13 protein-coding genes are annotated in these 13,747 nt (G+C 71.4%); all 13 read left to right on the forward strand.

The genetic code is table 11. The features are described 5' to 3' along the window. Positions 1-183 precede the first annotated feature (183 nt). The 13 genes from ACWCPI_RS04825 to ACWCPI_RS04885 all read left to right on the forward strand — a co-directional run bounded on the left by ACWCPI_RS04825 (position 184) and on the right by ACWCPI_RS04885 (position 13,742). Positions 184-1,275 (forward strand): hypothetical protein, encoded by a 1,092-nt coding sequence (locus tag ACWCPI_RS04825; RefSeq protein ID WP_451036738.1) that lies wholly within the window; start codon positions 184-186, stop codon positions 1,273-1,275. A gap of 230 nt (positions 1,276-1,505) precedes the next feature. After that, positions 1,506-2,624: a sigma-70 family RNA polymerase sigma factor gene (locus ACWCPI_RS04830; RefSeq protein ID WP_451036739.1), complete on the forward strand. Its 1,119-nt coding sequence runs from the start codon at positions 1,506-1,508 to the stop codon at positions 2,622-2,624. A gap of 230 nt (positions 2,625-2,854) precedes the next feature. Continuing rightward, positions 2,855-3,805, forward strand: a complete 951-nt coding sequence (locus ACWCPI_RS04835) for an ABC transporter ATP-binding protein (RefSeq protein ID WP_451036740.1) — start codon at positions 2,855-2,857, stop codon at positions 3,803-3,805. Further along, positions 3,802-4,572 carry an MlaE family ABC transporter permease gene (locus ACWCPI_RS04840; RefSeq protein ID WP_451036741.1) on the forward strand — a complete coding sequence of 257 codons (771 nt, stop codon included), beginning with the start codon at positions 3,802-3,804 and terminating at the stop codon, positions 4,570-4,572. Before ACWCPI_RS04835 ends, ACWCPI_RS04840 begins: the two co-directional genes overlap by 4 nt. Positions 4,573-4,575: 3 nt before the next feature. Continuing rightward, the gene (locus tag ACWCPI_RS04845; RefSeq protein WP_451036742.1) at positions 4,576-5,391 is read left to right on the forward strand and encodes an MlaE family ABC transporter permease; all 816 of its coding nucleotides are present in this window, start codon (positions 4,576-4,578) and stop codon (positions 5,389-5,391) included. 8 nt (positions 5,392-5,399) lie between these two features. Continuing rightward, positions 5,400-6,644 carry an MCE family protein gene (locus ACWCPI_RS04850; protein WP_451036743.1) on the forward strand — a complete coding sequence of 415 codons (1,245 nt, stop codon included), beginning with the start codon at positions 5,400-5,402 and terminating at the stop codon, positions 6,642-6,644. Beyond that, entirely contained in the window at positions 6,641-7,687 is a 1,047-nt protein-coding gene (locus ACWCPI_RS04855; protein WP_451036744.1) for an MCE family protein, read from the forward strand. Before ACWCPI_RS04850 ends, ACWCPI_RS04855 begins: the two co-directional genes overlap by 4 nt. Further along, the gene (locus tag ACWCPI_RS04860; RefSeq protein ID WP_451036745.1) at positions 7,684-8,781 is read left to right on the forward strand and encodes an MCE family protein; all 1,098 of its coding nucleotides are present in this window, start codon (positions 7,684-7,686) and stop codon (positions 8,779-8,781) included. The genes ACWCPI_RS04855 and ACWCPI_RS04860 overlap by 4 nt, the downstream gene beginning before the upstream one ends. Before the next feature lie 32 nt (positions 8,782-8,813). Next, positions 8,814-9,911 (forward strand): MCE family protein, encoded by a 1,098-nt coding sequence (locus tag ACWCPI_RS04865; RefSeq protein ID WP_451036831.1) that lies wholly within the window; start codon positions 8,814-8,816, stop codon positions 9,909-9,911. After that, positions 9,908-11,197, forward strand: a complete 1,290-nt coding sequence (locus ACWCPI_RS04870; RefSeq protein ID WP_451036746.1) for an MCE family protein — start codon at positions 9,908-9,910, stop codon at positions 11,195-11,197. Before ACWCPI_RS04865 ends, ACWCPI_RS04870 begins: the two co-directional genes overlap by 4 nt. Further along, positions 11,194-12,471 carry an MCE family protein gene (locus ACWCPI_RS04875; protein ID WP_451036747.1) on the forward strand — a complete coding sequence of 426 codons (1,278 nt, stop codon included), beginning with the start codon at positions 11,194-11,196 and terminating at the stop codon, positions 12,469-12,471. The genes ACWCPI_RS04870 and ACWCPI_RS04875 overlap by 4 nt, the downstream gene beginning before the upstream one ends. After that, entirely contained in the window at positions 12,468-12,959 is a 492-nt protein-coding gene (locus tag ACWCPI_RS04880; protein WP_451036748.1) for a hypothetical protein, read from the forward strand. The genes ACWCPI_RS04875 and ACWCPI_RS04880 overlap by 4 nt, the downstream gene beginning before the upstream one ends. A gap of 24 nt (positions 12,960-12,983) precedes the next feature. Continuing rightward, positions 12,984-13,742: a hypothetical protein gene (locus ACWCPI_RS04885; RefSeq protein ID WP_451036749.1), complete on the forward strand. Its 759-nt coding sequence runs from the start codon at positions 12,984-12,986 to the stop codon at positions 13,740-13,742. The last annotated feature ends 5 nt before the right edge of the window (positions 13,743-13,747 follow it).

Here is a 13,747-nt window from a genome sequence, read left to right on the forward strand (position 1 = left end):
TCCAACGGACCGGTTCCTCCTTCCTGAGTAGAGGAAGCCCGGCGGCTCGGCCTCCAGGGATAGCCCGTAGTGGTGATGCGGCGCGGCGGAGGAGACAGGGCGGGGCCGGTGCGTGCGCCGGGGGCCTCACCCGTGCGGAGCAGGTCGCTTGGCCGTGGGGGCCGCGGTCGTGTCGTACTGGTGATGATCGAGAGAGCCCCGGAGGCCCGGATGACCACGCGGCGTCGGCACAGCCTCGCGTCCTGGCGCGAGCTGCCGCTGACCGTGATCGCCCGCCTGAGCACCCAGCTCGCCGCGGAGGAGCTCCGGGTCGTGGCCGACGGCGGCGAACGGCGCCGGGCGGTGATCGACGGAGCGAGACGGCACCTCGACGAGGCCCAGACGGCCTGCCTGACCGCGTCGAGGTTCCGGCCCCGGTCCGGGACGCTGGAGCGGATCTGGTCGAACATCCGCGCGGCCGAGGCCGACCTGCTCTCCGTGGCCACCGACGACGAGGTCCGGGCGAGGATGCCCGAGGTCCTGGCCACGGTGCGCCAGCAGTTGGCGGAGGACTCCCCGCATCGACGGGCGGTCGAGGAGATCAGCGAGAGGGCGGAGAGCGGCGACGGGCCCGTCACCGACGAGGAACGGGGCACCCTCGTCCGGGCCCTGCTGTTCGCCTACGCGATCCTGGGCAGCAGGTACCGGCGGGTGCGGCTCCTGGCGGACCTGCTCTGGATCGTCACGGGGGCCGCGACGCTGGGGCTGGCCGGACTGGCGCTGTGGGGCTACGCCGACAAGGAGTCCCTGGACCTGTGCTTCACCCCCCTGCCGCCCGGCAACCGCGTGGTCTGCCCCACCGGCGAACACGAGGTGCCCGCCGACAGCACGCCCCCCGCGGACCCGCCCTCCTCCGCCACCACCATGGACATCGACACCGCCCCCTACACCGACGCCCTGGACGTCCTGACCGTGGAGTTCGCGGGACTCATCGGGGCGGCTCTGACCGTGGTCACGGCGGTGCACCGGATCCATGCGAACCACGCCACGCAGTACCAGTTCCGCCTGCCGCTGGCGGCGGCGGTGCTGAAGTTCCCGGTGGGCGCGCTGTCCGCCCTGGCCGGCATCCTGCTGATCAAGGCGGCCTTCATCCCGGGTCTGAGCAACCTCGACAGCTCCGCGCAGATCCTCGGCTGGGCGGTCGTGTTCGGCGCGGCCCAGCACCTGGTCACGCACATCGTCGACCAGCGGGCGGACGAGGCGTTGAGCGGGGTGCGCAAGCCGCCGTCAGGCTGACGCCGAACGGGTCGCGGGTGCGCTCACCCGCGACCGGCCAGTAACAGCGCGGACTCGATGACCGCCACCCCCTCCACAACCGCCGATACCCGGCGGTAATGTCGCCCACCGCCGACCGGGCGGCGCCCTCGATGTTCAGGGAGCCGTGCGGGCGGTCCGGCAGGGCGGCGATCGGCGGGCCGACGACCCGCCCGGCCGGGGTTCAGGCACAGGAGCGCGAAGGGGCCCTCATGGCGACGGACATGCCTGCGGACATGCCCGCGGGGACACCTGCGGCGATGGACGCCGCCGACGAACGGTGGCGGCGCATGTGGAGCCACCGTGAGCAGCTGCTCAAGGTGGCTCGGCGCAGGTCGATGAGTGCGGAGGACGCCGAGGACGCGGTGCATGAGGCGATGCTGCGGGCCGCCGAGCGCCCCGATCTGGACGACGAGCGGCTCGCGGCCTGGCTGACGACGGTCACGATGCGGCTGTGCGTCGACCGCTACCGCCAGGTCAGCCGCGAGGCGCAGGTACGGACGAGCCCGACCCTGGTCGCCCCCGCTCCGGTCCCCGTCGAGGAGTCGGTGTGCGACCGGGCCGAGGCGAAGTGGCTGGCGGTGCGCAGTGGTGAGCTGCCGGCGCGGCAGGCCGAGGCGCTGCGGCTGAAGTCGCAGGACCTGGACGTGGCGCAGGTCGCCGTGCGGATGGGGCTCAGTTACCGGACCGTCGAGTCGTTGCTGGCCCGCGCCCGGCGGACGCTGCGTCAGTCGCTGGCGGCGACGCTCGGGTGCGCGCTGTTCCTCATCGGGTGGGGGCGGCCGCGCGGCGGCGGCAAGGTGCACGCCGTGGCGGTGGCTTCGACGGCGGCGACCCTCGCGGTGGCCGGGTTCGTGCTGCCGTACGCCCTCGACGGGAGCGGGGAGGGCGGCGGTACGGCGCCTCGGCCCGCCGTCGCCACGCCGGACGGCACGCAGGCGCTGCGGCCCGACGGCACGGGTGCGGGTCGTACGCCTCGGGGGAACACGCCCACTGCCGCGTCCGGACGGGGCGCCACCGGCTCCCCGGCGCGCGAGTCGCTCCTCCCGCTGTCCGTACCGTCGCTGCCGGAGGTGCCGGACGTGCCGGAGGTCCCTCAGTTCCCCGCGATCCCGGTGTCCGCGCTGCCGGTGCCGTCCGCACCGGACGTGCCGCTGACCCCGGAGGTGCCGGACGTGCCGGAGCTGCAGGACGTGCCGGAACCGCCCGAGGTCCCCGAGCTGCCGGTGGAGCCCTCCGTCGATCCGACCTCCACGGCGGTCGTCCCGGACGACTCCGCCGCCGTACCCTCCCCCTCGCTCCCGAGCCCGACGACGAGCACGGTGCCGTAGCCACGGACGCGGGCCGACGCAGCCACGGACGCGGGGCCGACGCAGCCACGGACGCGGGCTGTCGCAGCCACGAGCACGGGGCCGCCACAGCCGCGTACGACCGTGATCCAGCCCCCATCCCCCACCCCTCACCCCCTTCCGAAAAAAATCCGTCATGGAAACGACGGACGCCCGTCACCTCCCCGTAGAGCAGATGTCGGAGCTGCTCCACGGGCCGAAGGGTGAACCGGATGGGTGTCGAGATCTGTGTGGAAGGGCTGACCAAGTCCTTCGGACACCAGGTCATCTGGCAGGACGTCTCACTGACGCTGCCGGCCGGGGAGGTCTCGGTCATGCTCGGCCCCTCGGGCACGGGCAAGTCGGTGTTCCTCAAGACGCTCGTCGGACTGCTGAAGCCGGAGCGCGGGTCGATCACGATCCAGGGCCGGGACATCACCCAGCTGCGCGAGCGCGACCTGTACGAGGTGCGGAAGCTGTTCGGTGTGCTGTTCCAGGACGGCGCGCTGTTCGGCTCGATGAACCTGTACGACAACGTCGCCTTCCCGCTGCGCGAGCACACCCGTAAGTCCGAGAGCGAGATCCGGCGCATCGTGCTGGAGAAGATGGACATGGTCGGGCTGATCGGCGCCGAGGGGAAGCTGCCCGGCGAGATCTCCGGCGGCATGCGCAAGCGGGCCGGGCTGGCCCGCGCCCTCGTCCTCGACCCCGAGATCATCCTCTTCGACGAGCCCGACTCGGGCCTCGACCCGGTCCGCGTGGCCTACCTCAACCAGCTCATCGTCGACCTCAACGCCCAGATCGACGCGACCTTCCTGATCGTCACGCACGACATCGCCTCGGCCCGCCAGGTCCCGGACAACATCGGGCTGCTGTTCCGCCGCGAGCTGGTGATGTTCGGCCCGCGTGAGGAGCTGCTGACCAGCGACGAGCCCGTCGTGCGGCAGTTCCTGAACGGCCGGATGCAAGGACCGATCGGCATGGCGGAGGAGAAGGACGCCGCCCAGGTCGAGCAGGAGCTCGCCGCCCTCGGCGACAGCGACGGCAAGGGCGCACAGTCTCCCGGCAGTCAGGCTCTGACTCCCCGCCTGCTGCCGGGGCCGAACATCGCGCGGCCACCGCGCTGGGAGGCGATCGCCCGGCGCGAGGACGCGCTGCACGAGAAGGCGGGGGCCGGCGCATGAGCCTGTCACCGATCGGAGCGCTGCGGCACTCGGGAAGCCTGTTCGCGATGGCGCTGGACGTCGTCCGGACCATCCCCCGACGGCCCTTCCAGGCGCGGGAGTTCATCCAGCAGGCGTGGTTCGTCGCCAGTGTCACCATCCTGCCGACGGCGCTCGTCTCCATCCCGTTCGGCGCGGTCATCGCCCTCCAGATCGGCAGCCTGACCCGGCAGCTCGGCGCCCAGTCCTTCTCCGGCGCCGCCTCCGTGCTCGCCGTGCTGCGCGAGGCCTCGCCGATCGTCACCGCGCTGCTGATCGCGGGCGCCGGCGGTACGGCGATCTGCGCCGACCTCGGGGCGCGGAAGATCCGCGACGAGATCGACGCGATGCAGGTACTGGGCATCGACCCCGTCCACCGGCTGGTCGTGCCGCGCGTGCTGGCGTCGATGCTGGTGGCGGTCCTGCTCAACGGGCTGGTGTCGGTGGTCGGCGTGGCGGGCGGCTACTTCTTCAACGTCGTCCTGCAGAACGGCACTCCCGGCGCCTACCTCGCCTCCTTCACCACCCTCGCCCAGCTCTCCGACCTGTGGGCGGCCGAGGTGAAGGCACTCGTGTTCGGAGCGATCTCCGGGATCGTCGCCTCGTACAAGGGGCTCACCGCGAAGGGCGGCCCGAAGGGTGTGGGCGACGCGGTGAACCAGTCGGTGGTGATCACCTTCATGTTGCTGTTCGTGACCAACTTCGTGATGACCGCGGTGTACTTCCAGGTCGTCCCGCAGAGGGGTTAGCCGATGAGACCGCTGCAACGCCCTGTGCGCTCGCTCGAAGAGCTCGGCGCCCAACTCTCCTTCTACGGCCGCTCGCTGGCGTGGACCGGCCGCACCCTGCGCCGCTACAAGAAGGAGATCCTGCGGCTGCTGGCCGAGGTGAGCTTCGGCCGCGGTGCGCTCGCCGTCGTGGGCGGCACGGTCGGCGTGATCGCCTTCCTGTCCTTCTTCACCGGCACCGAGGTCGGCCTCCAGGGCTACGCCGCCCTCAACCAGCTCGGCACCTCCAACTTCGTGGCGTTCCTGTCGGCGTACTTCAACACCCGGGAGATCGCCCCGCTGGTGGCCGGCCTCGCGCTGTCGGCGACCGTCGGCGCCGGCTTCACGGCCCAGCTGGGCGCGATGCGCATCAGCGAGGAGACCGACGCGCTCGAAGTCATGGGCGTGCCCTCGCTGCCGTTCCTGGTGACGACGCGGATGATCGCCGGATTCGTCGCGGTGATCCCGCTGTACGTGGTCGGTCTGCTGTCCTCGTATTTCGCCGCCCGCACGATCACCACCGGGTACTACGGCCAGTCGGCCGGCACCTACGACCACTACTTCCAGCAGTACCTGCCCCCGGTCGACGTGCTGTGGTCCTTCGGCAAGGTGCTCGTCTTCGCCGTCCTGATCATCCTGGTCCACTGCTTCCACGGCTACTACGCGAGCGGCGGCCCGGCGGGCGTCGGCGTGGCGGTGGGCCGTGCGGTGCGCACCTCGATCGTGGCGATCAACGTCCTGGACTTCTTCCTGTCGTTGGCGATCTGGGGCGCCAACACGACCGTGCGGATAGCGGGGTGAGCCGCCGGATGAGAGCGCTGAGACTGCGGTTGTACGGCGTCGTGTTCATCGCCGTGCTCGCGCTGCTGCTGGGGTTGTCGGTCGCCGTCTACCAGCAGGCGTTCACGCCGGTCGTACGGATCACGCTGGAGGCCGACAGCCTCGGCAACCAGCTCGATCCGCGGGCCGACGTGAAACTGCGCGGGCTGCTGGTCGGTGAGGTGCGCGAGGTGCACGCCGACGGGACGAAGGCGCGGCTGGACATCGCGCTCAAGCCGGAGCACGTCGCGAGCATCCCCTCGGACGTGCACGCCCGGCTGCTGCCGAAGACGCTGTTCGGCGAGAAGTACGTCGACCTGGTCCCGCCCGCCGGGGCCGCGTCGGCTCGCCCGATCCGCGCCGGCGACGTCATCACCCAGGACCGCACCCGCGTCGGCATCGAGGTGCAGCAGCTGCTGAACGACCTGCTGCCCCTGCTGCGGACGGTCCAGCCCGGCAAGCTCAACGCCACCCTCTCCGCCGTCGCCACCGCCCTCGAAGGCCGCGGCGACCGCATCGGGGACAACCTCACACGCCTGGAGTCCTACCTGCGCCGCCTCAACCCCCATCTGCCGTCCCTCACCGAGGACATCGCCCGTTTCGCCGAGGTCGCCGAGATCTACGGCGACGCGGCGCCCGACCTCTTGGAGATCCTGCGCAACACGGTCACCACCAGTCGCACGATCGTCGAGAAGGAGGACCAGCTCGCGGCGGCGCTCAGCGCCACGGCGACCGTGGCGGGCACCGCGGAGGACTTCCTCGACGCGAACGGCGGCCGGTTCATCACCCTCGGCCGGGTCTCCCGCCCGACACTGGAGCTGTTCGCCCGCTACTCCCCCGAGTACCCCTGTCTGCTGGCCGGCCTGGTCCGGCAGGAGAAGGTGTCCGAGGAGGCGTTCCGGGGCGGCAAGATGCACATCACGCTGGAGGTCGTACGGCCGCAGGGGGCGTACGAGCCGGGCGAGGAGCCGCGGTACGCCGACCGGTCGGGGCCGAACTGCCACGGCCTGCCGCACCCTCGGGTGCCGTCCCCGGGCGCCCACCTCGACGACGGTTCCAGGAAGCCGGGTTCGTCCCCGGGCGGCCCGCTCGGCGTCTCCGCGACCCGGACCGAGCAACGGGCGGTCGGCTCGCTCGTGGCCCCGGTGCTCGGGGTGCCCGCCGATGAGGTGCCGCCGGTCACGACGCTGCTGTTCGGGCCGCTGGCGCGCGGAACGGCGGTGAGTGTGGCATGAGCCGTACGAAGTCCAAGGGCGCCCGGCAGACCGCCGCCCCGCTGATCAAGTTCAGTCTCTTCGCGCTGGTGACGATCCTGGCGACGGCCCTGCTCGCGGCCACCATCGTGAACATCTCCTTCAGCCCGAAGGACACCTACCGGGCGGTCTTCAGCGACGTCACCGGCCTGGAGGAGGGCGACGACATCCGGGTGGCCGGGGTAAGGGTCGGCGAGGTCGAGGGCATCCGGATCAAGGACCGGACACTGGCCGAGGTCACCTTCACGGTCAGCCGGGACCGGCCGCTGCTCACCGGCACGGGCGCCGTCATCCGGTACCGCAACCTGGTCGGTCAGCGCTACGTCGCGCTCACCGAGGGAACGGGCGACCACACCCGGCTGCGCCCCGGCGCGACGATCCCGCTGTCGCGCACGCAACCGGCGCTGGATCTCAACGCCCTGCTGAACGGCTTCAAACCGCTCTTCGCCGCGCTCAGCCCGAAGGACGTCAACCAGCTCGCCACGGAGATCGTCCGCACCCTCCAGGGCGAGGGCGGCACCGTGCACAGCCTGCTCGTGCACACGGCGTCGCTCACCTCGACGCTGGCCGGCCGCGACAAGCTGATCGGCTCGGTGATCGACAACCTCAACACGGTGCTCAGGACGCTGGACAAGCGCGGCGCCCGCTTCTCCGGCCTGCTCAAGCAGCTGCGCCGGGTCGTCTCCGGTCTCTCCGCCGACCGGAGGCCCATCGGGCAGTCCCTGGTGAGCATCGGCGATCTGACGGCGGCCACCTCGGGCCTGCTGAAGGACGCGCGGCCGCCGCTGAAGGACGACATCGCCGGGCTGACCGAGCTCACCGGAACCCTGAACGACAACGAGAAGACCGTGGAGGGCGTGCTGAAGCGGCTGCCGAACAAGCTGAACGAGCTGACGGGCACGGCGTCCTACGGCTCGTGGTTCAACTTCTACCTGTGTGACTTCGACGGCCGGATCGTGCTGCCGAGGACGAAGCAGGTGCTGACGCCCGACCTGCACGTGGCGAGGGCGAGGTGCGGGGCATGAGCCGCAGGAACCGTCCCGAGCCGCTGTTCAAGGTCCGCGTCGAGCCGCCTCGCATACGGCTCCCGCGCCTGTCCCCCTTCCGTGCCGGAACACGTCCCGCGCCCTTCGGGCGGCGGGGGAGCGACCCCGCCGTCGTCGGCGCCGTCGGCCTCACCGTCCTCGCGCTGCTGACGGTGGCCGCGTTCAACGCCGACCGGCTGCCGGTCATCGGCGACGGCGACACCTACAGCGCTGCCTTCGCGGAGGCGGGCGGGCTCAAGCCGGGCGACGAGGTGCGGATCGCCGGGGTCAAGGTCGGCAAGGTGCAGGAGGTCGACCTGGACGGCGACCACGTCAAGGTCACCTTCAAGATCAAGGGCGATCCGGCCTTCGGCACGAGGACCGGGGCGTCGATCCGCGTCAAGACGATCCTGGGCGCGAAATACCTGGCCCTGCACCCCGAGGGGAGCGGCCGGTTGGCGCCTGGCAGCGAGATACCGCTGAAGCGCACGGTGCCCGCGTACGACGTCGTGCAGGCCTTCAGCGACCTCACCACCACGACGGAGGAGGTCGACACCGACCGTGTGGCGCAGGCCCTGGACACCATCTCCGCCACCTTCGAGGACTCACCGCAAGAGGTACGGGCGTCGATCAAGGGCCTGTCGCAGATCTCCCGGACGGTGGCCACCCGCGACAAGGCGCTGCGTGAGCTGCTCGACCACGCGAACGGTGTCACGGGTGTCCTGGCCGACCGCTCGTCGGACTTCACCACCCTGGTCAAGGACGGCGACAAGCTGCTCAGGGAGATCAGCAGACGCCGCGAGGCGATCCACACCCTGCTGAAGAGCTCCGCCGCGCTCGGCGTCCAGCTCTCCGGCCTGGTCCAGGACAACGACAAGGAGATCGGGCCCGCGCTCAAGGGCCTGAACCGTGTGGTGGAGATGCTCGAACGCAACCAAGCCGGCCTCGACCGGAGCATCAAGCTCCTCGCGCCCTACGTGCGCGTCTTCACCAACACCCTGGGCAACGGCCGATGGTTCGACTCCTACGTCCAGAACCTGGTCGCCGCCCCGGTGGTGCCGCGGACGGGGACCGGGACGGGAGGGGCGCAGTGAGCAACCGCTGGAAGAAGCGCGCGGCCCTGCTGATGGCGCTCACCCTCGTCGCCGCGCTCACCTACGTCCTGTGGCCGCGCCCCGAACCGGTCCGCGTCACCGCCTACTTCCCGCGCACCGTCGGCATCTACCCCGGCTCCGACGTCCGCGTCCTGGGCGTCCGGATCGGCGAGGTCGTCTCGATCACGCCGGAGGGCGGCCGGGTGCGGGTCGAGCTGGAGTACGACGCCGGCCGCGAAGTCCCGGCGGACGCACAGGCGGCGATCATCAACTCCTCGGTGGTCAGCGACCGTTACGTTCAGCTGCTGCCGGTGTACCGGGGCAGCGGTCCGGTGCTGCGGACCGGGGACGAGATCCCCGAGTCGCGCACAGCCGTCCCCGTCGAACTGGACCGCGTCTTCGACAGCCTCCACAGCACGGCCGAGGCCCTCGGCCCGGACGGCGCCAACAAGGACGGCGCCCTGTCCCGGCTGCTCGGGGTGAGCGCGGACAACCTGGACGGCCAGGGCAAGAACCTCCACCGGACGGTCGAGGACCTCTCGAAGGCGGTCACCACCCTCTCCGACGGCCGCACGGACCTGTTCGGCACGGTCCGCAACCTCCAGGTCTTCACGGCGGCGCTGGCGGCCGACGACAAGAGTGTGCGGTCGTTCAACAGCAGCCTCGCGAAGGTCGCCGAGCAACTGGCCGGCGAGCGCGAGGAGCTGGCGGCGGCGCTGAAGAACCTGGGCACGGCGCTCGGTGACGTGTCGGCCTTCGTGAAGCGGAACAAGAAGGCGCTGACCTCGAACGTGGAGGGTCTGAGCAAGGTGACCAAGGTGCTCGTCACCCAGCGGGCGGCGCTGGAGGAGCTGTTGGAGGTGGCCCCGGCCGGCATGTCGAACCTCAACAACGCCTACAACCCGTCGGCCGGCACCCTCGACACCCGTAACAACGCCGATCAGGCGCAGGATCCGGCGTCGCTGCTGTGCTCCCTGCTCAGGACGACGGGTGACGAGGGCGGCACGAACCCCGACTGCGCCGAACTGAGGAAGCTGTTCGGCTCCCTGCCGGAGGTGCCGCGGGGCGGCACGGCGGTCACGGGCACGGTCGACCGCACGCTCGGCGGCATCCTGGGGGCGAGGGCATGAGAGGGCTGGGCAAGGGCGGGGCGGCGGCTTGGACGGCGGTCGGTGCGCTGCTGCTGACCGGCTGCGAGGTCAACGGCTGGTACGACGTGCGGCTGCCGGGCGGCGCCGCGGCGGACGGCGACGCGTACCACGTCACCGTAGAGTTCCGAGACGTCTTGGACCTGGTGCCGCAGTCGGCGGTGAAGGTCGACAACGTCACGGTCGGCGCAGTCGAGACAGTGGAACTGGACGGCTGGCACGCGCGCGTGCGCCTCCGGGTCGCCGACTCGGTGAAGCTGCCGGCGAACGCGATCGCCGAACTGCGGCAGACCAGCATGCTCGGCGAGAAGTACGTGGCGCTGTCGAGGCCGACGGGCACGCCCCCGGTGGGCCGCCTGACCGAAGGCGACGTGATCCCCCTCTCCCGCAGCGGTCGCAACCCGGAGATCGAGGAGGTGCTGTCGGCCCTGTCCGCCCTGCTCAACGGCGGCGGGGTCGCACAGCTGAAGACGATCACGGTGGAGCTGAACAAGGCGCTGGAGGGACGGGAAAACCGCGTCCGGTCCCTGCTGAAGGAGCTCGACACGTTCCTGGGCGGTCTGGACGCACAGAAGAAGGACATCGTCCGGGCACTGAAGGCCGTGGACCGGCTCGCCGAACGTCTCGGCAAGGAGAAGGAGACCATCGCCGAGGCGGTGGAGGAGATGCCCCCGGCCCTCAAGGTCCTGGCCGACCAGCGGCGCGACCTGACGAGGATGCTGACGGCCCTGTCCAAGCTCGGCCGGACGGGCACCGAGGTGGTCAATGCCTCGCACGACGACACCGTCGCCAACCTCAAGCAGCTCCGCCCGATCCTGCAGCAGCTCAACAAGGCGGGCGACGACCTGCCCAACTCCCTGGAGCTGCTGACGACCTACCCGTTCCCACGCAACGCGGTGGACGCGATCAAGGGCGACTACGTCAACCTGCACATCACCGCCGACCTCGATCTGGCCGGGATCTACGGCAACGTGACGAAGAAGCCGGGCGACCGGGGCACGGACGGGAAGAGTCCGGAACCCGAACTGCCCGAGACCCCCGAACTGCCGGACGCACCCGACCTCCCGGAGCTGCCGGGCGTACCGGCGCCCACGGCACTGCCGAACGGCCCGAACGTGCGCCCGTCCCCTTCCGTCCCCTCCGGGGACGGCGGTGAGCTGCTGTGCCCGCCGGTGTGCACGGCCGGTTACGCGCCTGGCAGCGGCGACCGGCCTGACGGGATCGACCTCGAACTCGCCGAGCTGATGCTGAAGGGGGTCCAGCCGTGATCACCCGTACGGTCAGAGTCCAACTGCTGGCCTTCGCCACCCTCACCGCGGTCGGCGTGTCCTACGTGGGCGCCGAGTACACCGGGCTGGTCGACGAGGTCCTGGACCGCGGCTACACGGTCCGCGCGGACTTCCCCGACTCCGGGGGCGTCTTCCCCGGCGCGGAGGTGACGTACCGCGGGGTGCCGGTGGGCAGGGTCGGCGCGCTGCGTCTGCGGGGCGGGGACGGGGTCTCTATCACCCTCGACATCCGGGACGGGGCGCCCGACATCCCCGCGGACACCCTTGCCGTCGTCGCGAACCGCTCGGCGGTCGGCGAGCAGTACGTCGACCTGCAGCCCCGCACGTCCGATGGCCCGTACCTCCTCGACGGCAGCAGCATCGAGCGCCGCAACACCCGCGTCCCGCTGCCTACGACGGACCTGGTCCTCAGCCTCGACCGCCTGGTGAACTCGGTGGGCAAGAAGGACCTCCGGGTGACCGTCGACGAACTGGGCGAGGCCTTCGCCGGAACCGGCCCGAACCTGAGCCGCCTGGTCGACTCGGGCAACGACCTGGTCGAGTCGGCGTCCGAGGCGCTCCCGGAGACGATCGCGCTGATCGAGGACTCCCGCAAGGTCCTGAAGACACAGGCGGACCAGGGTTCGTCGATCAAGTCCTTCGCGGCCGACCTGGCCGCGCTCACCGCCCGGTTGAAGGCGAGCGACGGGGACCTGCGCAAGCTGGTCGGCAACGCCCGGCCGGCGGCACAGGAGGTGAACTCGCTGCTGAAATCGGCGGGCCCCGAGCTGTCGGTCCTGCTGGCGAACCTGATCAGCGGCGGCCAGGTGACGCTGGCCCGCCTGCCCGGCGTGGAACAGGCACTGGTCACCTTCCCGGTGATGGTGGCGGGCAGCTACACGGTGCTCCCGGGCGACGGCACGACCCACTTCGGCCTGGTGCTGAACGCCGACGACCCCCCGGCCTGCACGCAGGGGTACGGCACGGCGCGCCGGGACCCCGCGGACACCGGCACCCGCGAGGCGAACACGCGGGCCCGCTGCACGCTGCCGCGCGGCAGCGAGTCATCGGTGCGGGGCGCGCAGAACGCCCCGGGTGCGTCGCGCCCGTACGGCGGCGCGAACCAGACCGCATACGTCACCCCATACGACCCGGAGACCGGCACCACCGTCGCTCCGGACGGAAGGAACGTCGAGATCGGCTCGACGGGCGGCCAGCGGGCCGTGTTCGGAAAGGAGTCGTGGCAATGGCTGCTAGTCGGCCCGATGGCATGAGGAGCGCACTGAACTCCAGGGCGGTGACGGTGGGGCTGATCGCGGCGACGGTCCTCACCACAGCACTGACGATCTGGCTGACCCTCGGTCTTCTCGCCCAGCGCGAGACGGACCGACGCCGCCAGGACATCCTGTCCGCGGCCCGCCAGTCGGCCCTGAACTTCACCTCCCTCGACCACCGCCACTACGCCCGCGACAGCGCGAGGGTCCTGGCGGGCGCGACCGGCGACTTCAAGAAGCAGTTCGCGGCCCGGACGAAGCAGTTGACGCAGCTGGTGGCCCAGAACAAGTCGGTGTCGCAGGGCCAGGTCCTGGAGGCGGGCATCGTCCGCTCCGACGCCGCCTCGGCCCGGGTCCTGGTGGTGGCCGACAGCAAGGTGACGAACACCGCGGTGCCTCAGGGCGAGGCGCGCACCTACCGCCTCCAGTTGGACCTGGTGCACCGGGACGGCCGATGGCTGACGTCGGACGTCGAGTTCGTCGGCTGACAAGCAGAACCAAGGAGTACCGCCATGCCGAAGACGACCACCAGCCGCGCCCCCGGCACCCCCACCCGCCGCGCGATGACGGCCGCGGCCCGCGCGGCGGCCAAACGCGCGGAACGAGGCCACCGCGACGCCGACTCGGACACCCCCGCCGAGCGCCCCCAGGCGGGCCGCACGGTCCTGATCGAAGCCCCGAAGAACGGCTGGCAGGACCCACCGGAGCCGTCACCGGAAGCCTTCGAGGAGGACGACGCGCCGAAGCGGGGGAACGGGACCCCACCCCGCCGCCGAAGGCTGCTCACCGCACTGCTCGGCGTTCTGCTCGTGGCGGGAGCGGCCGCGGTCGCCGTACTGGGCCGGCAGCACCTGGACGCCCGACGTACGGAAACGGCCCGCACGGAAGCGGTCGCGGCGGCCCGCACGGCGGCCCCGGTCGTCCTGTCCTACGACCATCGCGCCCTGAACCGGGACTTCACCCGCGCCCGCACCCACCTGACCGGCGACTTCCGCGACGAGTACGCCAAGACCACGAAGACCGTGGTCGCCCCGACGGCCCGGAAGTACCGCGGCACGGTGAAGGCAACGGTCGCCGCCCCGGCCTCGGGCGGCACCCCGGCCGCCTCCGTCGTCTCGGCCTCCCCCGACGAGGTCGTGGTCCTGCTCTTCGTCAACCAGGTCACCGAGAGCACCCAGGTCTCGGGCGCGCGCGTGGACCTGAACCGGGTGCGGATGACGATGACGCACACGGACGAGGGCTGGAAGGTGAGCGCGCTGGACGCACTCTGACGCCG

Source organism: Streptomyces sp. NPDC001920 (assembly GCF_053594495.1).

Coding starts and splice junctions, on each gene's coding strand:
- ACWCPI_RS04825 (WP_451036738.1), top strand. CDS start 184: ATGATCGAGAGAGCCCCGGAGGCCCGGATGACCACGCGGCGTCGGCAC.
- ACWCPI_RS04830 (WP_451036739.1), top strand. CDS start 1,506: ATGGCGACGGACATGCCTGCGGACATGCCCGCGGGGACACCTGCGGCG.
- ACWCPI_RS04835 (WP_451036740.1), top strand. CDS start 2,855: ATGGGTGTCGAGATCTGTGTGGAAGGGCTGACCAAGTCCTTCGGACAC.
- ACWCPI_RS04840 (WP_451036741.1), top strand. CDS start 3,802: ATGAGCCTGTCACCGATCGGAGCGCTGCGGCACTCGGGAAGCCTGTTC.
- ACWCPI_RS04845 (WP_451036742.1), top strand. CDS start 4,576: ATGAGACCGCTGCAACGCCCTGTGCGCTCGCTCGAAGAGCTCGGCGCC.
- ACWCPI_RS04850 (WP_451036743.1), top strand. CDS start 5,400: ATGAGAGCGCTGAGACTGCGGTTGTACGGCGTCGTGTTCATCGCCGTG.
- ACWCPI_RS04855 (WP_451036744.1), top strand. CDS start 6,641: ATGAGCCGTACGAAGTCCAAGGGCGCCCGGCAGACCGCCGCCCCGCTG.
- ACWCPI_RS04860 (WP_451036745.1), top strand. CDS start 7,684: ATGAGCCGCAGGAACCGTCCCGAGCCGCTGTTCAAGGTCCGCGTCGAG.
- ACWCPI_RS04865 (WP_451036831.1), top strand. CDS start 8,814: ATGGCGCTCACCCTCGTCGCCGCGCTCACCTACGTCCTGTGGCCGCGC.
- ACWCPI_RS04870 (WP_451036746.1), top strand. CDS start 9,908: ATGAGAGGGCTGGGCAAGGGCGGGGCGGCGGCTTGGACGGCGGTCGGT.
- ACWCPI_RS04880 (WP_451036748.1), top strand. CDS start 12,468: ATGAGGAGCGCACTGAACTCCAGGGCGGTGACGGTGGGGCTGATCGCG.
- ACWCPI_RS04885 (WP_451036749.1), top strand. CDS start 12,984: ATGCCGAAGACGACCACCAGCCGCGCCCCCGGCACCCCCACCCGCCGC.